This is a genomic window from Paracidovorax valerianellae (assembly GCF_900102625.1).
In the GTDB taxonomy this organism is placed as follows: domain Bacteria; phylum Pseudomonadota; class Gammaproteobacteria; order Burkholderiales; family Burkholderiaceae_C; genus Paracidovorax; species Paracidovorax valerianellae.
This window is the reverse complement of sequence record NZ_FMZC01000004.1, coordinates 250,736-271,131: the sequence shown is the minus strand read 5'-3', so window position 1 is coordinate 271,131 and position 20,396 is coordinate 250,736. Positions and strand designations below refer to the sequence as shown.

The window sequence follows — 20,396 nt, the reverse complement described above, 5'->3', positions numbered from 1 at the left end:
AATAGTGCAGTAGTTTAGTGGCACAATTTTAATGAATCACCAGAAGATGGCTTTTCATTGATCAGCAAGCGAATAGATAAAAGCAAACGTAGATATTCATTTTTATCGTAGAGTGATTTGAATGCGGTGAGTGCCCGACACGCCTCTGTGAAGTCGCCTATACCGAATAGGCTTATTACTCTCCGACGATGCGTCGAAACGCTGGGATAGCGCCATGCTATGCGCTTAGCTTGTTCGACCGAAATCGGCGTCTCCGGCCCATGATAGGAAAGTGTTTCGATCAAGGCGGAAACATCTACACCCAAGCCTAGAACAGAGGGCGGCGCATCGACAGGAGGCCCTCCAAAAAGATGATCTCCTGATAAAGCCATTCGCAATGGCTCTTCAGCTGAAGTTTGCACTCGCATGAGAGCCATGCCTGCAGTTGCTGTGCTTATTAATAATATGACCAGTAAAAATTTAGGGAGCCGCAAAGCAGGCTCATTTTTCATTGCTGAAATTACCCCAACAAAAAGACCCCCGGCAATCAAAAAGTAGGTGTAGGCGTATGGAAACTCCAGCATTGAATGCAGTGCTAACGGAGCAATGACCGCTAGAGGATAAATACGCTCAGGCAGGCTGGGTACAAAGACAGATTGAATCCATTTAAAACTTAAAATCAATAATAAAATGCTTAGCGGCAAACCAAACCATAATGTGATATCTAAAAATAAATTGTGCGAATAAGATACAGCTTGCGCGGATATTTCAGGCGCCACAACATCTTGTGCCCGTCCAATCTGAAGCCAGCCATAGCCATGCCATGGGTGTTCAACAATAGCCGCCCCTAATTGCTTCCACAAAATTAAACGAGAATCGCTGTGAAAATTAATAATGTTGCGGCTTTCACTGGCGCCCATTAATTCAGAAAATCTAGGCCACATCACACGCGCCGTCATCCAAATTGTAAGCACGCCTATCAACCGCCACCAACACCCTGACTGTGTCGGCAGAGAATTTTTATTCAATGTCCAGATTACAAATATCAATGCTACGGCTAAAAAACCGGTTCTGGACTCTGAACTTAAAACACCCCAACATAGCCACAACACTATTCCATAAAATATCGACTTCGAGACCTGCTTTGTCTCAAACAAAAGCCCTGCTCCACCTACGCCCATTGCTAGTAGCGTTGCATAATGGTTAGGCTGTGCCAAATTAGAATAAGCACGCCCTTGCGACTCCATTATCCAGAGTCCTGCAGGCCACTTCATCCATTGAATGGTACCAATTATTGCGCTTACTAAAGCCCCTACCACCAAGGACCAAGTCAAATTAATTACGAATTTATTTTTCAAAGGGTAATTAAAATTTTTGCTCAAATACCCCATCCCTAAATTTGCACCTACCACTCCGGACAAGAGCAAGATCGACAAATAGATTAGCCCATATCCAACATCTGATTGGAAAACAATTCGGCCAGCATACCAATCCCCTCCAATCATTAATAACCCAAGAACAACAGGAATCCCAACTGTTCTAGGTAGAATTAGTTTCTCAGTGTGCCAAAACAAGGAAAGTGCAAGTATCCACAAACCTACAGCGGCCAAAAATTCATTATAAAAAGAGATCCAGGGTGAATAATGATTTGGCACAAGCCACGCGAACACTAGAACACAAAGCCCGGATGTAGCGATTTTTTTCATTTTATAAACAAAAAAACCTCCCCGAGGGGAGGTTTTATACTTACGTATGCAGCGTCTGATTAAGACTTGCAAGATCCAGGCAGAAACTTATTGATGGTAGAGGAAGCAAGTTGAACGCCAACCGCATCACCACCACCGCAGGTCCATTCAGAGATCTGCTTACCTTGATCAGTATTAGCAGTTGCCACGTTAATTGCGGTGCCATTAATGCGGGGAATCATAACCACATATTTGGTGTCAATAGCGTTATCGTTAAAGCCGCGAGCCTTGGCAGAGATAACGCCATTTGCGCTGGTCTGAATTGCGTTAACGTATTTTGTAGGACCAGAAGCGGCTGTTTCAGCAGTATTTGCTTCGCAGCCCCAAGCATTAGCAACACCAAGCTTATCACCAGCCATGCTTTGAACTTGTTCCGTGATGGTGGTACGGCACTGCGACGCAGCCAACACCACTTCAGACATCTTTGCCTTTTTCGTGTAATCCTGATAAGCAGGCAAAGCCACAGCAGCCAAAATACCGATAATCGCCACAACGATCATCAATTCAATCAGGGTAAAACCCTTTTGCAGATTGCGCTTCATATATCTCTCCAAGGAGGTCGATTGCATATAAAACCTGCAGAGGAATTCTCCAGGTCCGTCCTCATCTCAGCAGGTTCCATGCCAAGGAAGCAAGGCCAGGAACATGGGCAAGCAGCTTCAGTGACGAACCCACACCGCTCAATCTACGTCAGTTCTGACAAGTTTGTCAGCCATCCATGTCACAAGCAGATGCACGCGTTACGAAGCAACGCATGTATCACCGCATCCAGATCTATCAGCCTTGGACGAACTCCATCTCCGTTCCCGCTAATGCAAGCCGATCTCCGTTCTTCAGAAGCACAGGCTCATCCGCCATCAAGGCTCCATTCAGTTGAGGCCGCTGAGCGCCCTCGACGTGAGACAAAACGAACCCATGGTGCCGCTTGGTGATCGAGGCAACCGCCACCCCTGGCTTACCAATGGTGGTCACCACCTTGACCAGCGCTACTTCTCGCCCTGCTGCAGCCCCTGAGCAAACCCTGATCGATGCACTCAAAACAGGGGTAGGCGTCGCACCGGCCGCAGACAGCGGCGCAGACCGAGACGTCAAAGGACGCGGCGGCACCATGCCTGGCTTGAAAACCATCGTCTTCTCGAAGTTTTCTCCCTCGTTTTCCTGGAAGAAGCGGATCTTGTATTTACCCACTTCCACAGTGTCACCGTTGCGCAATGGTTGGCGCTTGACGGCTTGGCCGTTCACGTAGGTGCCATTGGTACTGCCGAGATCTTCGACCTCCACCTCGTCAGCAGACACATGAAGCACAGCGTGCTCGCCACTGACAGCCAAGTTATCGATGACGATATCGTTATAGGGGCGCCGGCCGAGGGTCATGCGCTCCTTCGTCAACTGAACTTCCTTGATGACGACTCCGTCGATCGACACGATCATTTTCGGCATGATCAATTCCTCATTCTTTAATTGGTATCGCCGGGTGGCTGATTTCAGTTTTTAATCGGCACGCAAAAATCGCGACATCAAGCCGCGCTTCCTCTCGATGGTTCCCGCCTGCACCAGCAGCACGCTGATGTTGTCACGGCCGCCGTGTGCGTTGGCGGCTTCGATCAAGTGGGCGGCTTTGTCCTCCAGGGGTTCCTGTACCAGAGCCAATGCTTGAATCTGTTCGTCGTCGACCATGTCGGTCAGCCCATCCGAACACATGACAAACAAATCCTGTGGCTCCACAGGAAACTCATTGATTTCCGCCAATACAGCACTTTCCACGCCAAGGGCGCGGGTCACCAGATTGCGCTGCCCCGATATCGCCGCTTCCTGGGGCGTCAGAATGCCGGCATCGACTTGCTCTTGCAGCCAGGAATGGTCACGCGTGATTTGCCGCAACACCCCGCCGCGCAGGCAGTAGCACCGGGAGTCACCAATATGGCCAAGAATCAACCGGCCCGGCAAAAAGACACCGGCGACCACGGTGGTGCCCATGCCTGAACATTGTGAATTGGTGAGCGAGGCATCGAATATGGCGTGATTGGCACGCTCGATACAGTCTTCCAGCGCTCGACGCACTTCAGTGGACGACACATTGCCGCCAGCCTGCGCCAGCCACCGGGTCATTTCGTCGTGGATCAGTCCGGTGGCCATGCCGCTGGCCACTTCGCCAGCGTTGTAGCCGCCCATGCCGTCCGCGAGCACCGCCAGCTGCGCGCTGGCATCGGCGATAACGGCATCTTCGTTGTTGGAGCGCACCCGTCCTTGGTCGGTCCGGGCACAAAACTGGTAGTTCAGCTTGTTTCCCACGGTCATGCTTCACCCGGCACAGGGAGAAGCATGTCTGCGCCAGCGGTGGGCGCAGGCTCCATTACGGTTTTTTGAAAATCCCCCATGTCGTGCCCTGTTGCGTCTCGTTCCGCATCATAGACGACGGACCTATTGCTTAGGTTCCTCCAGGAATTGCCGGCTGCAAGTTTTCACGCCCCTCTGCGTTGGGCGAGTGGGACGGCACAACAAACAGGCTAACGAAGGGCGGTGAATCAAAAATACAAGGGTTCTTGCAGCCTGAACCCCGCCCCCAATGCCAGCATTAACGCGCAATCGCTGAACGCTGCTGAGCCCGTGCTTGAAGGAACTTGCCGGCGCCCACGACGAACAGTGCGCCAAGTGCCGCAGCCACATAGTGCAACGACGGGTGCGCCAACACAACGTCATGCAGCGAGGCGTCGCTGGCAATGGTTTCACCGCCCACCCAACCGATCAGGCCGGCGCCCAGCAAAACGATGATGGGAAAGCGCTCCATGAGTTTGATCATGAGCGTGCTGCCAAAGATGACCAGCGGAATGCTGATGGCCAGTCCGAGAATCAACAACACCATGTTGCCATGGGCAGCCGCCGCCACTGCGATCACGTTGTCCAGGCTCATGACCAGATCGGCGATCAGGATGGTTCGGACTGCAGCCATGAGGCCGCCGCCGGATTGAGAGCCTTCGCCATCTTCATCCCCGTCGGTCATCAGTTGCAAGCCGATCCAGAGCAGCAGACAGCCACCGATGATCTGCAGGAACGACAATTCCAGCAGCTTGGCTGCCACCACGGTCAGCGCGATGCGAAGCACCACGGCTGCGCCGGAGCCCCAAAAGATGGCTTTTTTCTGTTGATGCGGGGGCAGTGAGCGCGCGGCCAGTGCGATGACCACGGCGTTGTCGCCGGACAGGATGATGTTGATCCAGACGATCTTGACGAGGCCGATCCAGAAGTCGGCCGAATGCAGCAATTCCATGCGATAAATCTCCGTGTTATGAATGAAAGAGGCGCCCGAAACCAGGGTTTCGGGCGCCTCTTTTTTTATAGGAGACCGCAGTCTATCGGGGCTGCACGCCCCTTTCGTCCGTAATTTTGCTTACAGATTACTTCAGCTGGGCTTTGAGCAGCTTGCCGAGCTCGGAAGGGTTGCGGGTGATGATGAAACCCGACTCTTCCATGATGGCGAGCTTGGCATCGGCCGTGTCGGCACCGCCGGAGATCAGCGCGCCGGCATGGCCCATGCGCTTGCCGGGAGGGGCGGTCACGCCAGCGATGAAGCCGACGATAGGCTTCTTCATGTTGGCCTTGCACCATTGGGCGGCTTCGGCTTCGTCCGGACCACCGATTTCACCGATCATGATGACGGCGTCGGTATCTGGATCGTCGTTGAAAGCCTTCATCACGTCGATGTGCTTCAAGCCGTTGATGGGGTCGCCACCAATGCCCACAGCGCTCGACTGGCCCAGGCCCACTTCGGTCAGCATGGCCACGGCTTCGTACGTCAGCGTGCCCGAGCGGCTCACCACGCCGATGCGGCCCTTGCGGTGGATGTGGCCGGGCATGATGCCGATCTTGATTTCGTCGGGCGTGATCAGACCAGGGCAGTTGGGGCCCAGCAGCAGCGTCTTCTTGCCGCCGGCGGCTTCCTTGGCCTTCATCTTGTTGCGCACTTCCAGCATGTCGCGCACTGGAATGCCTTCGGTGATGCAGATGGCCAGATCCAGATCGGCTTCCACGGCTTCCCAGATGGCGGCAGCAGCGCCTGCTGGCGGCACGTAGATCACCGACACGGTGGCGCCGGTCTGCGATGCGGCTTCCTTGACGGAGGCGTAGATCGGGATGTTGAAGATCGACTCGCCGGCCTTCTTGGGGTTCACGCCGGCCACGAAGGCGTTCTTGCCGTTCGCGTATTCCTGGCACTTTTCAGTGTGGAACTGGCCAGTCTTGCCCGTGATGCCCTGGGTGATGACCTTGGTGTCTTTGTTGATGTAGATCGACATGTGTGTTCTCCGGGCTTACTTGACGGCAGCAACGATCTTGGTCGCAGCTTCGGCCATGGTGTCTGCGGCGATGATGGGCAGGCCCGATTCGGCCAGCATCTTCTTGCCCAGCTCTTCGTTGGTGCCCTTCATGCGCACGACCAGCGGCACGTTCAGGTTCACGGCCTTGCAGGCCGTGATGACGCCGGTGGCGATGGTGTCGCACTTCATGATGCCGCCGAAGATGTTGACCAGAATGCCTTCGACCTTGGGGTTCTTCAGCATGATCTTGAAGGCTTCGGTGACCTTCTCGGGGGTGGCACCGCCGCCCACGTCCAGGAAATTGGCGGGCTCGCCGCCGAACAGCTTGATGGTGTCCATGGTGGCCATGGCCAGGCCGGCGCCGTTCACCAGGCAGCCGATGTTGCCGTCCAGGCTGATGTAGGCCAGGTCGAACTTGGAAGCTTCCACTTCGGCCGGATCTTCTTCGTCCAGATCGCGGTAAGCCACGATTTCAGGATGACGGAACAGCGCGTTGGCGTCGAAGTTGAACTTCGCATCCAGCGCCATCAGGTTGCCCTTGGAATCGCAATTCAGCGGATTGATTTCCACCAACGACGCATCCGTCTCCATGTAGCACTTGTAGATCTTGGAGAAGATGTCCACGGCCTGGTCGATCGAAGCGCCGGTCAGGCCGATGGCTGCGGCCACTTTCTTCGACTGCTCGGCGGTGATGCCGGTCAGGGGATCGATCATCTCGGTGATGATCTTTTCGGGAGTGGCATGCGCCACTTCCTCGATGTCCATGCCGCCTTCGCTGGAAGCGATCAGGGCTACCTTCTGCGTGCCGCGGTCGGTCACCAGCGAGACGTAGAGTTCGTTTTTGATGTCGGCGCCGTCTTCGATGTACAGGCGGCGGACCTTCTGGCCTTCGGGGCCGGTCTGGTGCGTCTTGAGCTGCATGCCCAGGATTTCACCGGAGATGCGCTTGACGTCCTCGATGGTCTTGGCAACCTTGACGCCGCCACCCTTGCCACGGCCACCGGCGTGGATCTGGGCCTTGACGACCCAGACGGGGCCGCCGAGCTTTTGAGCCGCTTCCACGGCTTCTTGCACCGTGAAAGCAGGGATGCCGCGCGGAACGGGCACACCAAAATTGCGCAAGATTTCCTTGCCTTGGTATTCGTGAATCTTCATGAGGTCTCTCTCAGGGAAGGATGTTGGTAACCCGTTTGCCATGAGCAGGTGTCTGGCCGCGGGCTGGTGACATGGCAACCGGCGACTGTATCATGCTGCGATGCACCATCCCTTGCGGATGTCACGTACCACGGCAGGCCGCCAGGGCCATCTTTTGCAGGAGCATTCCATGTCCAGAGTCTTTATCGATGGCGAAGCAGGCACCACGGGCCTGCAGATCCGCGAACGCCTGCAGGCCATGCCGCAGGTGGAGTTGGTCAGCATCGCGCCCGAGCAACGCAAGGACCCGCAGGCCAAGCGCGAACTCATCGCGGGCGTCGACCTCGTCATTCTGTGCCTGCACGACGATGCAGCCCGCGAGACCGTGGCCTTGGTGGACGAGATCGAAAAGGCCACCGGCCGCCGCATCAAGGTGATCGACGCCAGCACGGCGCACCGGACGGCTGCGGGCTGGGTGTTCGGCTTTCCTGAATTGGCTGCCGGCCAGAGCGATGCCGTGGCGTCGGCCACCCGCGTGGCCAATCCCGGCTGCTATGCCACCGGCGCCATTGCGCTGCTGCGGCCACTGGTCGAGGCGGGCCTGGTGCCTGTCGACTTTCCGTTGGCACTGCCTTCGATCAGCGGGTACTCGGGCGGAGGCCGCACGATGATCGAGGCCTACGAGAACAAGACGGCTCCAGCCTTCGAACTGTACGGACTGGGCCTGTCGCACAAGCACCTGCCCGAGATCATGAAGTACACCGGGCTCACCCGCCGGCCGATTTTCGTGCCGGGCGTGGGCAACTTCCAGCAAGGCATGCTGGTGCAACTGCCCTTGCATCTGGACCTGCTGCCCGGCGCCCCCAAGGCCACCGACCTGCACGACGCACTGGCGGCCCACTATGCCAAGAGCAACACGCCGGACCAATGGGTCAAGGTCTTGCCGCCGACTGAGGACGGCAAGCTCGATGCCCTGGCGCTCAATGACACCAATCAACTGGAGTTGCGTGTGTTCGCCAATGAGAACCATCGCCATGCGCTGGTCGTGGCCCGGCTCGACAACCTGGGCAAGGGCGCGAGCGGTGCAGCGGTGCAGAACATGAAGCTGATGCTGGGCCTTTGAGCTTCGAAAAGCGCTGAAGCTCTCCGCACGCGACCGGATGGCTTCAGCGCGATGGCTTGATTGGCGCCTCGCCCCGGCGACGCCGTGGCGCTTAGCCCTTCAGGCCCGCCCCATGCGCTGAAAGAGTCCGCCGGGCAGGCGAGCGACTTGTCCTTCGAGCTCCAATTCGAGCAAGGCCACCTGCAGAGCGGCGGCGCCCATTCCGGTGCGGGCGACCAGGGCATCCAGGCCTGCGGGGTCGTACCCCAGCGCCTGCAACAGCGCGGCGTGCTCGCCGGAAGGCGCCTCGCTCTCGCCACTCAGCAAAGAAGGCAGCGAGGCCGCTTCGCCCTCCGGTGCCAGCGGTGACGCCACCGGCAACTCCAGCCTCAGTTCTTCCAGCACATCCTGAGCGGACTCGACCAGTTTCGCGCCTTGGCGGATGAGTGCATGGCAGCCGCGCGATTGCGGTGCGTGGATGGAGCCAGGAATGGCGAACACCTCCCGCCCCTGCTCTGCCGCCAGCCGCGCCGTGATCAGAGAGCCCGACGCCAGCGCAGCCTCCACCACCAAGGTGCCTTGCGACAGCCCCGCGATGATGCGGTTGCGTTTGGGAAAATTGCCGGCCAGCGGCGGCGTACCGAGCGGGTATTCGCTCACCAGAACACCGTGCTGCGCGATGCGGTGTGCCAAGTCCAGGTTCTTGCGCGGATAGACGCGGTCCAGCCCTGTTCCTACGACCGCGATGGTGGCGGGCAGGCCGTCGGCATCCGGCATCCCGGCCTCGAGGGCTCCTTCATGCGCCGCGGCATCCACACCGAGCGCCAACCCGGAGACGATGCACAGGCGTGCGCTGCGCAGGGCACGCGCGAACTGCCGCGCATGGTCCGCGCCCTGCGCCGTGGGGTTTCGGCTGCCCACGATGGCCACGAACCGCTCCGTCGCCCACAGCGCCGCCGGCCGGTCGAGGAACCGCGGCGCGCCGAGCAGATAGAGCATCAGGGGCGGGTCTTCGGTGGCCAGCAGCCCTGGCGGGTAGGCCGCATCGCCGAGCGTCACGATCTGGCGTGCCGGTTGGCCCGGTGCTGCGCCGTGCAGCCACTGCCAGGTGGTTTCGACCAAGGCCCCGAGCGTGGGCGGCACGGTGCCGAGTGCCCGTGCCTGGGCCGCCGTGGCGCATGCCTGCAAAGCGCCTTGTGGGGCGGTGAAAAGGTTTTGCGGCAGGCCGAAAGCCGCCAGAAGCCGGCGCGCGGTGCCATTGCCGACACCGGGCGTGAGCGCAAGCCGCAGCCAGGCGGCCAGTTCGTCCCGATCCATGGGAATCAATGCGATGCGGCCCTGTCGCAGCACGCCCGCAAAGGCGCCGCCGCAGACAAGGGCCGCTTGGGCTTACTGAGGGTTGACGAGGCGGTCGCCGACCCGCACGCCCTGCTGCACCTGCAACAGCAGCACGTAGGAAACGCGGTCGAACGTGCGGAACACCATGCCCACGCCGTTGGCCTCGCTCGGCAGCTTGATCATGACCTTGTTCTCGTCGGTCTTGTCCTTGATGCGGTCGCCCTTGGTCAGCAGCGTGAGGACATGGCCGGCTTCGATGCCGTCACGGCTGCCACGGTTGATGGCGACCACTTGGTTCTGGGCGGCGTAGGCCACGGCCGAGCTGCCGTACAGCGAGACGACGCGTGCATCCACCGGAGCCTGCGGAGCCCGTGGGGTGTAGCTGGCGTAGCCCCGAGCGGGTGCGGGCAGCAAACGGTCGCCGGCGCGCATTTCTTCCTTGGCGCTGCTCAGGTCCACCGTGGCGGGCACCACGTCGACCGTGACTTCGCCCTTGGGATCGCGCGTTTCTTCGGTGGTTTCACCGCGCACGAGTTCGGCCTTGCCGACGTACTGGGCTTCGTAGCCCAGGATTTCGCCGGACTCGGGGTCCTTCATGGGGATGGCATTGCGGAACACGCGGTACTGGCGCGGCACGCCGGGGCCCAGGCGCAGCGGGTTGCCGGTGGCGCCGCGCACGTAGGCGCGGTCTCCGCTGGCCATGAGCACGCGCTCGTCCACTGTGGCGACGATGCGCGGGGCCTGCTGCAGCGTGAGCTCATCCACCACCAGCGGCTCGACGAGGAACGGCTCGATCAGATGGGGCTGCAAGGTCGGCAGTGCGGTGCCTGCCAGGCTGTCGGTGCGGGTGCGGGGCGACACGCGCACTGTGTCGCTAGGCACCTGGCCCGACGGGCTGGTGCGCAGGCGGGCGTAGCCGTCCACCTTTTCCAGGTACAGCGTCTGGCCGGGGAAGATCAGGTGGGGATTGGGGATGGCCTGCAGGTTCATGCCCCACAGTTCGGGCCAGCGCCACGCGCGCTGCAGGTACATGCCGGAGATGCCCCACAGGGTGTCGCCGCGCTTGACCACATAGGTGTCCGGTGCATTGGGAGCCAGTTCCGACATCGGCACGCCCTTGGAGGCAACCTGCTGGGCGGTGGCCCGCTGGTCCGTGGTGACGGGGTAGTTCTGGGCATGCGCCGGGCTGGTCAGCAGGGCTGCGGCCAGAAAAGCCAGCGCCCCCAACGCCGTGGGTCGCAAGCCTGTGGATGCCGTCATGTTGTTCCTCTTGTCATGCATTGCGAAACGCCCCTCGCTGGCGCCAGCGTGTCTTTGTTGGTCACAAAATTCGCCGGTTGATACGTTACAAACCTTCTCGGATTCTCAGCCCAAGCCCTTGATTGGGCAACGATTATTGCGGCGCGGGACGGCCGCTCCCGTCAAAAGTGGCGAAAATAGCGACATCTTTCCGGGTCCGCCATGGCTATTCTTCCTATTCTCTGCTACCCCGATCCCCGCCTTCACAAGGTGGCCCAGCCCGTTCAAAACGTGGACAACCGCGTGCGCGCGCTGCTGGACGACATGGTCGCCACCATGTATGACGCCAACGGCATTGGCCTGGCCGCCACGCAGGTGGACGTGCACGAGCGCATCGTGGTGATCGACGTGTCCGAAGATCACGACCAGCCCCAGGTCTTCATCAACCCCGAGATCCTCTGGGCGAGCGACGAGAAGACCGTCGGCGAAGAAGGGTGCCTCTCGGTGCCTGGCATCTACGACGGGGTGGAGCGTTCCACGTCGGTCCATGTGCGGGCGCTGGACGCGCAGGGCCAGTCCCGCGTGGTCGAGGCCGAGGGCCTGCTGGCCGTCTGCATCCAGCACGAGATGGACCATCTGCTGGGCAAGGTGTTCGTCGAATACCTCTCGCCCCTCAAACGCAACCGCATCAAGACCAAGATGCTCAAGCAACAACGCGAGGCACGCCCATGACACTGACCGCCCGGCCCTCCTTCTCTCTTTCGATGGCTTCCCTGGCGCGCGGCGCGGCCGCGGTAGGCCTGGCGCTCGCGCTCACCGCCTGCGCGTCGCCCGACTTCGTCAAGCCCGGTGCTTCGCGCAACGAGGTGCTGCAGAACCTGGGGCCGCCGGTGTCGGCCACGCAATTGCCGGGCGGCGGCGAGCGGCTGCTCTACACCACCCAGCCTTCGGGACGGCAGGTCTACCACATGGACTTCGACACCACCGGGCGCCTCGTGCGCTCGGATCAGGTGCTCACGTTCAACAACCTCGCCGGCATTCCGGCCGGCTGGACGGTGGACGACGTGCGCCGCACATTCGGCCCGCCGATGCTGGTGGAGCAGGTGGCGCGCTTCGACGGCGACATCTGGACCTACCGCTTCCGCGACGACCTGGGCACGCGGCGCTTCGCCCATGTGCACCTGGACCCGCGCGGCGTGGTGGTGAAGGTGATGTTCACCGACGAGCCCGATCCCCGCGACCGCTTCGGGTTCTGAGGCAGCACGCGCCTTGATGAAGATCATTTTTGCCGGCACGCCCGACTTCGCCCGCGTCGCACTGCAGCGCCTGCTGGATGCCGGCTTCACCGTCCCCCTCGTCCTGACCCAGCCCGACCGCCCCGCCGGCCGGGGCATGAAGCTGCAGGCTTCGCCCGTCAAGCAGTGCGCGCTGGAGCACGGCATTGCCGTCGCGCAGCCGCGCAGCCTGCGCCTGGACGGCAAATTCCCCGAAGACGCCGCCGCGGCGCGCGATGCGTTGATCGCCGCCGGGGCCGACGCCATGGTGGTGGCCGCCTACGGCCTGATCCTGCCGCAATGGGTGCTGGACTGGATGAGCGCCGCACGGCCGCCCGAAGGCGCGAAGGCCCCCCCGGGGGGCAGCGAACCACGCGCAGCGGGGAGCGTGGGGGCCCGCGGACTGGGATGCCTGAACATCCACGCCAGCCTGCTGCCGCGCTGGCGCGGCGCCGCACCGATCCACCGCGCGATCGAGGCGGGCGATGCCGAGACGGGCGTGACCATCATGCAGATGGATGCCGGCCTGGACACGGGCGACATGCTGCTCGTCGAAAAGACCGCCATCGGCCCGACCGACACCACCGCCGCCCTGCACGACCGGCTGGCCGACCTGGGCGGCCGCATGATCGTCGAGGCGCTGGAACTGGCCGCCTGCGGCGGGCTGACCGCCACGCCGCAGCCCGCCGAAGGCGTGACCTACGCGCACAAGATCGAGAAGGCCGAGAGCGCCATCGACTGGGCGCTGCCCGCCGAGGCCATCGGCCGCCGCATTCGCGCGTTCGACCCGTTTCCCGGCGCATCGACCACGCTGGACGGCGAAGCGATCAAGGTGTGGAGCTATGAAATTGATAGCGCACTGCCGCCGGATTCATTGCGCCCAGGGCATATTTTGTCGGTATCCGACCAGGGCGTGACCGTGGCCTGCGGCGACGGCGGCCTGCGCCTGACCACGCTGCAGCGCGCGGGCGGCAAGCGCCTGCCGGTGGCCGACTTCCTGCGCGGCTTTGCGCTGGCGCCCGGCATGGTGCTGGGCAGCACCGCGTCGGCCGGGGCGCAGGAATGAGCGCACAGCCGCTGCGCGCCGTCGTCCGCGACCCCTCCTACCGCCAGGGCGTACTGGACATGGTCGGCACCTGCGTGGGCGTGGGCGCCTGGGGGCTGGTGACCGGGGTGGCGATGGTCAAGAGCGGCATGTCGGTGCCGATGGCGATCTTCATGTCGCTCGCGGTGTACGCGGGCAGCGCGCAGCTCACCGTGATTCCGCTGATGGCCGTCGGCGCGCCGCTGTGGGTGGTGTGGCTCACGGCCTCGTGCGTGAACCTGCGCTTCGTCATTTTCAGCAGCATGTGGCGCAGCTACTTCGCGCACCTGCCGCTGCGCCAGCGGCTGGCGGTGGGGTACTTCAGCGGCGACGTGATCTTCGTCGCCTTCATGAAGCGATTCCCCAAACCTGCGCCGCAGCCCGAGCAGGTGCCGTTCTTCTGGGGCGCCGCGTCGATCAACTGGCTCGCCTGGCAGGTGCCGTCGATCACGGGCATCTTGCTGGCCAACGTGGTGCCGCTGTCGTGGGGCCTGGGCTTCGCGGGCGTGCTGGCGCTGCTGGGCGTGCTGCTGTCCATGCTGTTCGACCGCGCGACCTGGCTGGCCACGGGCGTGGCCATGACGGCGGCCATCGCGGCGTTCGCGCTGCCGCTCAAGCTGAACATTCTGGTCGCCATCGCGGCGGCCGTGGCCGTGGGCCTGATCATCGAGGCGGTGGACCGCCACCTGCGCAAGCCCCAGGTGCTGCTGGTGCCGGCCGACAGCGCGCTGCCTCCCGTGGAGAAAAAGCACGTGCAGGACGGCGACGTGGTGCCGCTGCGCGAGGAGCGCCACCCATGAACTGGTCCTGGGTGGAGCCCACCATCGCCATCGTGGGCCTGGCCGCCATCACGCTGGTCTCCCGCGCGTTCTTCATGATTCCCGAGCGCGAACTGCCCATGCCGGACTGGCTCAAGCGGGGGCTCAAATACGCACCGCTGGCCGCCCTGGCCTCGGTGATCGCCCCGGAGATCTTCATGGCGCAGGGCGAGCTGATCGGCACGCTGCAGGACGCGCGCCTGCCTTCGGTGCTGTGCGCCGCGGGCTACTACTTCTGGCGCCGCGGCATCCTGGGCACCATCGTCGTGGGCATGGCGGTGTATTTGCCGCTGCACATCGGACTGGGCTGGTAGCCACGCCCCGCAACACGCGGGGCACGGCGGAACAGACAGGACCGGTGCGGGGGATCAACCGGCGCATCAGGCGCACCCCGCCTCACGGGGGCGGCAACGTCGGCCCTGGCCGACAGCGTGCGCGCAGGGGCCGCACCTACAATGCGGCGCAGTTTTCCACCCTCCCCGCGCCGCCCGCCGGCCTCATCGATCCATGCACATCCTTCGCTTCTCCGACCTCTGCGCCCAAGGCCAGGCCCGTGGCCAACGCGTGTTCATCCGCGCCGACCTGAACGTGCCGCAAGACGACGCCGGCCGCATCACCGAAGACACGCGCATCCGCGCCTCGGTGCCCTGCATCCAGATGGCGCTCGATGCCGGCGCCGCCGTCATGGTGACCAGCCACCTGGGCCGCCCGACCGAAGGCACGCTGCAGCCCGCCGATTCACTCGCCCCCATCGCGAAGCGCCTGTCCGAACTGCTGGGCCGTGAAGTCCCCCTGGTGGCCGACTGGGTGGAAGGCGTCGCGGTGCAGCCCGGCCAGGTCGTGCTGCTGGAGAACTGCCGCGTGAACCCCGGCGAGAAGAAGAACAACCCCGAACTCGCCAAGAAGCTCGCCGCCCTGTGCGACATCTACGTGAACGATGCCTTCGGCACCGCGCACCGCGCCGAGGGCACGACCTACGGCATCGCCGAATACGCCAAGGTGGCTTGCGCCGGCCCGCTGCTGTCGGCCGAGATCGACGCGATCACCAAGGCGCTGGCCCAGCCCGCGCGGCCGCTGGCGGCCATCGTGGCGGGCAGCAAGGTGTCCACCAAGCTCACCATTTTGAAGAGCCTGGCCGACAAGGTGGACCAGCTCATCGTGGGCGGCGGCATCGCCAACACCTTCATGCTGGCCGCGGGCCTGAACATCGGCAAGAGCCTGGCCGAGCCCGATCTGCTCGCCGAGGCGCGCGCCGTGATCGACGCCATGAAGGCGCGCGGCGCCGAGGTGCCGATCCCCACCGACGTGGTGGTGGCCAAGACCTTCTCGGCCGATGCGCCCGCCACGGTGAAGGCCGCTGCCGACGTGGCCGACGACGACCTGATCCTGGACATCGGCCCCGACACCGCGAAGAAGCTCGCCGCGCAGCTCAAGCAGGCCGGCACCATCGTCTGGAACGGCCCGGTGGGCGTGTTCGAATTCGCCGCGTTCGAGAACGGCACCAAGGCCATCGCCCAGGCGATCGCCGAATCGTCCGCCTTCAGCATCGCTGGCGGTGGCGACACGCTGGCGGCCATTGCCAAGTACGGCATCGAAAAGGACGTGGGCTATATCTCGACCGGGGGCGGCGCGTTCCTGGAAGTGCTGGAAGGCAAGACGCTGCCGGCCTTCGAAATCCTGCAAAAGCGCGCCAACGGCTGATCGACGGCGGGCCGGGGGTCGGCCCGCACAGGTTCAAGCCAAATCGGCCTCCAGCGCATTAACCACTAGGGTGGTTAGCTATTAAATTAATAGCAAACAGACGGCCACTGGCCAGCGCCCTTTTGCGTCCGGCCGCCGCTCAGCGCACGGTCGAGGGCAGGTAGCCGAACCGGCCCCGGAAGCGTTCGGCGAACCGGGCGCGGGACTGGTAGCCGCAGGCCAGGGCGATGCGAGGAATGCTCCAGCCGGTGGTCTGCAGCAGCATCAAGGCGTGCTGCATGCGCACATCGGCCAGCAGTTCGTCGAACCGCTGGTGTTCGGCCGACAGGCGCCGGCGCAAGGTGGCCTCGCTCATGGCCAGGGCCTGGCCGGCATGCGCGGCGGTCCAGCGCCGCTCGGGCGTGGCGCCCAGCAGCGACCGCAGGCGCAATGTGGTGGCCTGGCCGGGCGCGGGCTGGAAGCGGTGGCCGCGTTCGTGCAGCGCGGCCAGCAGGTCCAGCAGCCGGTACTGGAGCCGGGCGTCGCTCAAGGACAAGGTGTCGGCCCCCTCGCCCACATGGCGCAACGTGGCTTCCAGGTCCGCGTCCAGCGGCACGGAGCGCAACGGGGCGGAATCATTCAGCGCTGCGGGCGGCATTCCGGCCGAGCTGCGCTCGAACGCTTCCAGCACGCTCGCATTGAGCGTCAGCAGCCAGGACCGAAAGCGCTGGGCCGCGCCCCCAGGCGTCTTGCGCAGATCGGCGCAGGTGCCCGGGTCCACCAGCACCAGCGATGGCGCACCGTCGGTCGACAACCGGTGCTCCCCCACGGTCAGATCGAGCTGGCCGTCCAGAACCCACAGGAGGGTGGCGTCCTGGAACAAAAACCGCGGCGTGTGCTGCACGGTCGTCAGCCTCGGGTGCGCCACCCGGCACAGGCTGCGCCGCAGCACCGGCGCGCCGGAAGGCAGGGGCGCATCGGGCGCCAATGCCACCGCAGGCGGATCGCTGCGCAGGGCGCCGCCGGGGGCCCCGCCGATCACGGCAGCGGCACGGCCGGGTTCAGGGTGTAGAGGCCCGTGAGGCTCGCCTGCCCCAGCACCGCGGCCTTGTCCAGGGCCGCCCGCACGTTCGCGCCGGTCAAAGGCCCTTCGACCTGCAGCGTGGGCGTGCCCAGCGCGTACACGGTGAAGACATAGCGGTGCACCAGCGTGTCGTTCCACGGTGGGCAGGGGCCGTCGTAGCCGTAGTAGTCGCCTTGCATGTCCGGGTCGCCAGCAAACCAGGCGGTGTAGTCGTTGATGCCATGGCGCAGCCCTTCGGGCGCTGCCGGGCCGCTCTTGCCGCGCGGCGTCACGCTGGCGGAATGCGCGCCGGCGGCGATCTCGGTGCGGTCGGCGGGAAGGTCCAGCAGCAGCCAGTGGTAGAAGTCCACGCGCGGCAGCGTGCGGGGCACTTCGCGGCCTTCCTGGTTCACATCGTCGCCCTGGCTGGGCACGTCGGGGTCGTGGCAGACGACGACGAACGACTGCGTGCCGGCCGGCACGCCGCTCCACGCGAGGTGCGGATTGCGGTTGGAAGACAGCGCGACGTGCGCGGCCGCATCGGGTACGGCGAACGCGAATTCGCCGGGAATGGCCTGGCCGTCCTGAAAACTGTGGCTGGTGAGTTGCATCCGGAAAAGCTCCTGTGCGGTGAAGGTGAAAGACAAACCCCTGGCGACGTTGCCCGGGGCGCTGGTGCGTTCCATTCTAGGAACCGGCAGCGGGCCCGACCGCCCGCAGCCGATCAATGGAGCGCCCCAGCCCGTCAATCTGGCGGGCTGTGCGCTGTCAGCGATCTTTCAGGCGTGCGTCCGCAGTGCGGCGGGGCCACAGCACCGAAGCGATCGCCAGCACCATCAGCGCGACGGCGGCCCAGTCCTGCCAGTGCAGCCGCTCGCCCAGCCAGACCGCGCCGCTGAACACGCCCAGCACCGGAATCATCATCACGCTCAAGGTGGACGCCACGGGCGGCAGGCCGCGCACCAGGAAGAACCAGGCCGGCTGCGCGAAGCCGAGCACCAGCACGGCGTTGAAGACGATCGCGCCCCAGCCCGGGGGGGTCGGCGCGTGCCACTGGTCGCGCTCCAGCAGCAGCGACAACAGGCTCAGCACCACGGCGCTTTGCACGGTCATCCAGAACGACAGGGTGAGCGCCGGCAGTGGCAGGGTGCTGCGCCGCAGCAACTGCGTCCCGAGCGCCCAGCTGGCCGCCGCGGTGAGCATGAGGCCCACGCCCACGGGCCGGCCGCCGAGCTGGCTCAACTCGTGCCACAGCAGCAGCAACACGCCCCCGGCGGCAGCGGCCACGCCCGCCCAGGCGCGCGGCGCCAGGCGATTGCCGAAGCACAGCGCGCCGAGCACGGCCGAGAAGATCGGCATGGTGTAGCCAAGAATGGCCGCGCGCCCGCTGGACAGCGATGGAATCGCCAGGATGCTGAAGGCATGCCACAGCACCATGTTGACGATGCCAAGGCCCGCCAGCGGCAGCCAGTAAGCGCGCGGCACGGCGAACGGCGCCTTGAGCAACACCAGCGCCATCGCCAGCACGGGCAGTCCGAACCACAGCGAGATGGTGCGGAACGACAGCGGCGGAAAGCCCGCCACGCCGAGCTTCATGACCGGCCAGTTGAAGCCCCAGATGAGGGTGACGAGGACGAGGGCGACGAGCTGGCGGCGGGACAGGGCAGGCATGCGCGGCATTGTGCCGGGATGGGCGCCGCCACGCCCGGGCCGGCTGTACGCCGTGCGACAGGCCGCGGGAGGTCGGAAGGGACGCGGCCGCCGCACCCTAAAATCGCGCCCCATGACCTTCATCGACATGCTGCAGGGCGCGGCCGCGCAGAACGACTCCATGCTGTGCGTGGGCCTGGACCCCGAACCCGACCGGTTTCCCGCAGCGATGCGCGGCGACGCCCGCAAGATCTACGACTTCTGCGCCGCCATCGTCGATGCCACCGCCGACCTGGCCTGCGCCTTCAAGCCGCAGATCGCCTACTTCGCGGCGCACCGCGCCGAAGACCAGCTCGAACGCCTGATGGCCCACATGCGCGCCACCGCGCCGCATGTGCCGGTGGTGCTGGACGCCAAGCGCGGCGACATCGGCTCGACCGCCGGGCAGTACGCGCGCGAAGCCTTCGAGCGCTACGGCGCCGATGCGGTGACGCTCTCGCCCTTCATGGGCTTTGACTCCATCGAGCCGTACCTGGCCTACCACGGCAAGGGCGCCTTCCTGCTGTGCCGCACGTCCAACCCGGGCGGCGACGACCTGCAAAACCAGCGTCTGGCGAGCGTGGACGGGCAGCCGCTGCTGTACGAACACATCGCGCGCCTGGCGCAGGGCCCGTGGAACACCAACGGCCAACTCGGCCTGGTGGTGGGCGCCACCTACCCCGCCGAGATCGAGCGCGTGCGTACCCTGGCGCCCACGCTGCCGCTGCTGATTCCCGGCGTGGGCGCGCAAGGCGGCGATGCGGCCGCCACCGTGCGCGCCGGGCGGCGCGACGGCGGTCCGATCCTCGTCAACTCGTCGCGCGCGATCCTGTACGCCGCCAGCGGCGAGGAATTCGCCGGTGCCGCCCGCGCCGCGGCCCTGGCCACGCGCGACACGCTGAACGCGGCCCGCGCCTGAGCCGGCGCGCGCTGCACTCCGACCCACCCCGCCGTCACCGAACGACGACCCACCGGCCATGCAACTCAAATGGCTGGAGGACTTCATCCTGCTCGCGCAGGAGCGCAGCTTCACGCGCGCGGCCGAGCTGCGCCATGTGACGCACCCAGCCTTCGGGCGGCGCATCCGCGCGCTGGAGGGCTGGGCCGGCACGCCGCTGGTCGAGGCGGGCAGCAGCCCCGTGCGGCTGACGGCGGCAGGCCAGGTCTTTCTGGACACGGCCGAGCAGATGGCCCGCAACCTGGCCCAGTCGCACGAGGAACTGCGCGCGGTGGCGGGCCGCCAGGCCCGCACCGTGACGCTCACGACCGGCCGCACGCTGGCCCGCACCGTGGTGGCCGACCTGCTGGTGCGCCTGCGCCCGGTGATGAAGGACTGCGAGCTGTGCATCCTGACCCGGGCGCTGGCCGACACGGTGGCGCTGCTGGAGCGGGGCGAGGCGGATTTTTCCATCGCGTACCACCACACCGCGCTGGCCATCCGGCTGGATGCGCGGCAGTTCTCGCACATCACCCTCGCCTCCGACCGGCTGGTGCCCATCTCGCGCGCCACCGCGCAGGGCGCGCCGCTGCACGCGCTGGCGGGCAGCGGGCCCATTCCCTACCTGGCCTATGCGCGCACGCTGGCGCTGGGCCGGCTGGTGGAAGACCAGCTGGCGCACCACCCGGTCACCCAGCGGCTGCAGCGCACGGTGGAATGCGACTCGGCCGATGCCCAGTACGAATACGTGCACAAGGGCCTGGGCGTGGCCTGGCTGCCGTGGTCCATGGTGCATGCCGATTGCAAGGCCGGCCGGCTGGCCAAGGCCGGCGACCGCAGCATGGAAGCGCGCTTCGACGTGCGGCTGTACCGGCCCAAGCGGCGCCTGAGCACCCAGGCCGAAGCGATCTGGCACGCCATCGCCACGCGCTGAGGGCGTGGGTTGCGTGGACCGCAATGACGCTCCTGCACCGGTCGTGCTGAGGTAGCACCACTGTCTT

Annotated in this window: 21 protein-coding genes; 9 read left to right on the top strand and 12 right to left on the bottom strand. The window is 64.2% G+C overall.

Annotated elements, in window-relative coordinates; all coding sequences use genetic code 11:
- Positions 1-14 precede the first annotated feature (14 nt).
- From BLT03_RS09005 to sucC, 7 genes are all read right to left on the bottom strand, one after another.
- Positions 15-1,685 carry an O-antigen ligase family protein gene (locus BLT03_RS09005; RefSeq protein ID WP_092742586.1) on the bottom strand — a complete coding sequence of 557 codons (1,671 nt, stop codon included), beginning with the start codon at positions 1,683-1,685 and terminating at the stop codon, positions 15-17.
- A 59-nt stretch (positions 1,686-1,744) separates the two neighbouring features.
- A complete protein-coding gene (locus BLT03_RS09000; protein WP_092743062.1) occupies positions 1,745-2,266 on the bottom strand; it encodes a pilin in 522 nt (173 codons plus the stop codon).
- Positions 2,267-2,501: 235 nt separating this feature from the next.
- Positions 2,502-3,164, bottom strand: coding sequence for an FHA domain-containing protein (locus BLT03_RS08995; RefSeq protein WP_092743059.1), 663 nt, complete (start codon positions 3,162-3,164; stop codon positions 2,502-2,504).
- Between the two features lie 51 nt (positions 3,165-3,215).
- The gene (locus BLT03_RS08990; RefSeq protein WP_092742585.1) at positions 3,216-4,022 is read right to left on the bottom strand and encodes a Stp1/IreP family PP2C-type Ser/Thr phosphatase; all 807 of its coding nucleotides are present in this window, start codon (positions 4,020-4,022) and stop codon (positions 3,216-3,218) included.
- Between the two features lie 277 nt (positions 4,023-4,299).
- Entirely contained in the window at positions 4,300-4,992 is a 693-nt protein-coding gene (locus BLT03_RS08985; RefSeq protein WP_092742584.1) for a TerC family protein, read from the bottom strand.
- Between the two features lie 127 nt (positions 4,993-5,119).
- Complete coding sequence (gene sucD, locus BLT03_RS08980) at positions 5,120-6,016, bottom strand: succinate--CoA ligase subunit alpha (RefSeq protein ID WP_092742583.1); 897 nt, start codon at positions 6,014-6,016, stop codon at positions 5,120-5,122.
- Between the two features lie 15 nt (positions 6,017-6,031).
- On the bottom strand, positions 6,032-7,192 hold the full coding sequence (gene sucC / locus BLT03_RS08975; RefSeq protein ID WP_092742582.1) for an ADP-forming succinate--CoA ligase subunit beta: 1,161 nt from the start codon (positions 7,190-7,192) through the stop codon (positions 6,032-6,034).
- Positions 7,193-7,361: 169 nt separating this feature from the next.
- Here sucC and argC point away from each other — a divergent pair, with 169 nt between their 5' ends.
- Complete coding sequence (gene argC / locus BLT03_RS08970) at positions 7,362-8,294, top strand: N-acetyl-gamma-glutamyl-phosphate reductase (protein ID WP_092742581.1); 933 nt, start codon at positions 7,362-7,364, stop codon at positions 8,292-8,294.
- A gap of 99 nt (positions 8,295-8,393) precedes the next feature.
- Here argC and dprA read toward each other — a convergent pair whose 3' ends face one another.
- Together dprA and BLT03_RS08960 are read right to left on the bottom strand one after the other, a co-directional pair.
- Positions 8,394-9,590, bottom strand: coding sequence for a DNA-processing protein DprA (dprA, locus tag BLT03_RS08965; protein WP_092743056.1), 1,197 nt, complete (start codon positions 9,588-9,590; stop codon positions 8,394-8,396).
- Positions 9,591-9,662: 72 nt separating this feature from the next.
- The gene (locus tag BLT03_RS08960) at positions 9,663-10,871 is read right to left on the bottom strand and encodes a LysM peptidoglycan-binding domain-containing protein (RefSeq protein WP_175537708.1); all 1,209 of its coding nucleotides are present in this window, start codon (positions 10,869-10,871) and stop codon (positions 9,663-9,665) included.
- 201 nt (positions 10,872-11,072) lie between these two features.
- On the opposite strand from BLT03_RS08960, the gene def reads away from it, so the two are divergent.
- From def to BLT03_RS08930, 6 genes are all read left to right on the top strand, one after another.
- Positions 11,073-11,582, top strand: coding sequence for a peptide deformylase (gene def / locus BLT03_RS08955; protein WP_092742579.1), 510 nt, complete (start codon positions 11,073-11,075; stop codon positions 11,580-11,582).
- The gene (locus BLT03_RS08950; RefSeq protein ID WP_245711295.1) at positions 11,579-12,106 is read left to right on the top strand and encodes a hypothetical protein; all 528 of its coding nucleotides are present in this window, start codon (positions 11,579-11,581) and stop codon (positions 12,104-12,106) included. The genes def and BLT03_RS08950 overlap by 4 nt, the downstream gene beginning before the upstream one ends.
- 16 nt (positions 12,107-12,122) lie before the next feature.
- Entirely contained in the window at positions 12,123-13,190 is a 1,068-nt protein-coding gene (locus tag BLT03_RS08945) for a methionyl-tRNA formyltransferase (RefSeq protein ID WP_092742576.1), read from the top strand.
- Positions 13,187-14,008, top strand: a complete 822-nt coding sequence (locus BLT03_RS08940) for an AzlC family ABC transporter permease (RefSeq protein WP_092742574.1) — start codon at positions 13,187-13,189, stop codon at positions 14,006-14,008. Before BLT03_RS08945 ends, BLT03_RS08940 begins: the two co-directional genes overlap by 4 nt.
- On the top strand, positions 14,005-14,340 hold the full coding sequence (locus BLT03_RS08935; RefSeq protein ID WP_092742573.1) for an AzlD domain-containing protein: 336 nt from the start codon (positions 14,005-14,007) through the stop codon (positions 14,338-14,340). Before BLT03_RS08940 ends, BLT03_RS08935 begins: the two co-directional genes overlap by 4 nt.
- A gap of 193 nt (positions 14,341-14,533) precedes the next feature.
- Positions 14,534-15,727: a phosphoglycerate kinase gene (locus tag BLT03_RS08930; protein WP_092742572.1), complete on the top strand. Its 1,194-nt coding sequence runs from the start codon at positions 14,534-14,536 to the stop codon at positions 15,725-15,727.
- Between the two features lie 139 nt (positions 15,728-15,866).
- On the opposite strand, the gene BLT03_RS08925 is transcribed toward BLT03_RS08930, so the two are convergent.
- The 3 genes from BLT03_RS08925 to BLT03_RS08915 form a co-directional block, all read right to left on the bottom strand.
- Positions 15,867-16,748 (bottom strand): helix-turn-helix transcriptional regulator, encoded by an 882-nt coding sequence (locus tag BLT03_RS08925; protein WP_245711294.1) that lies wholly within the window; start codon positions 16,746-16,748, stop codon positions 15,867-15,869.
- The gene (locus BLT03_RS08920; RefSeq protein ID WP_092742571.1) at positions 16,745-17,380 is read right to left on the bottom strand and encodes a YbhB/YbcL family Raf kinase inhibitor-like protein; all 636 of its coding nucleotides are present in this window, start codon (positions 17,378-17,380) and stop codon (positions 16,745-16,747) included. The genes BLT03_RS08925 and BLT03_RS08920 overlap by 4 nt, the downstream gene beginning before the upstream one ends.
- A 157-nt stretch (positions 17,381-17,537) precedes the next feature.
- Complete coding sequence (locus BLT03_RS08915) at positions 17,538-18,440, bottom strand: DMT family transporter (protein ID WP_092743050.1); 903 nt, start codon at positions 18,438-18,440, stop codon at positions 17,538-17,540.
- Positions 18,441-18,552: 112 nt separating this feature from the next.
- Between BLT03_RS08915 and pyrF the strand changes: the two genes are divergently transcribed.
- Both pyrF and BLT03_RS08905 read left to right on the top strand, forming a co-directional pair.
- Positions 18,553-19,377 carry an orotidine-5'-phosphate decarboxylase gene (gene pyrF / locus BLT03_RS08910; RefSeq protein WP_092742570.1) on the top strand — a complete coding sequence of 275 codons (825 nt, stop codon included), beginning with the start codon at positions 18,553-18,555 and terminating at the stop codon, positions 19,375-19,377.
- A gap of 58 nt (positions 19,378-19,435) precedes the next feature.
- Positions 19,436-20,329, top strand: coding sequence for a LysR family transcriptional regulator (locus BLT03_RS08905; RefSeq protein WP_092742569.1), 894 nt, complete (start codon positions 19,436-19,438; stop codon positions 20,327-20,329).
- The last annotated feature ends 67 nt before the right edge of the window (positions 20,330-20,396 follow it).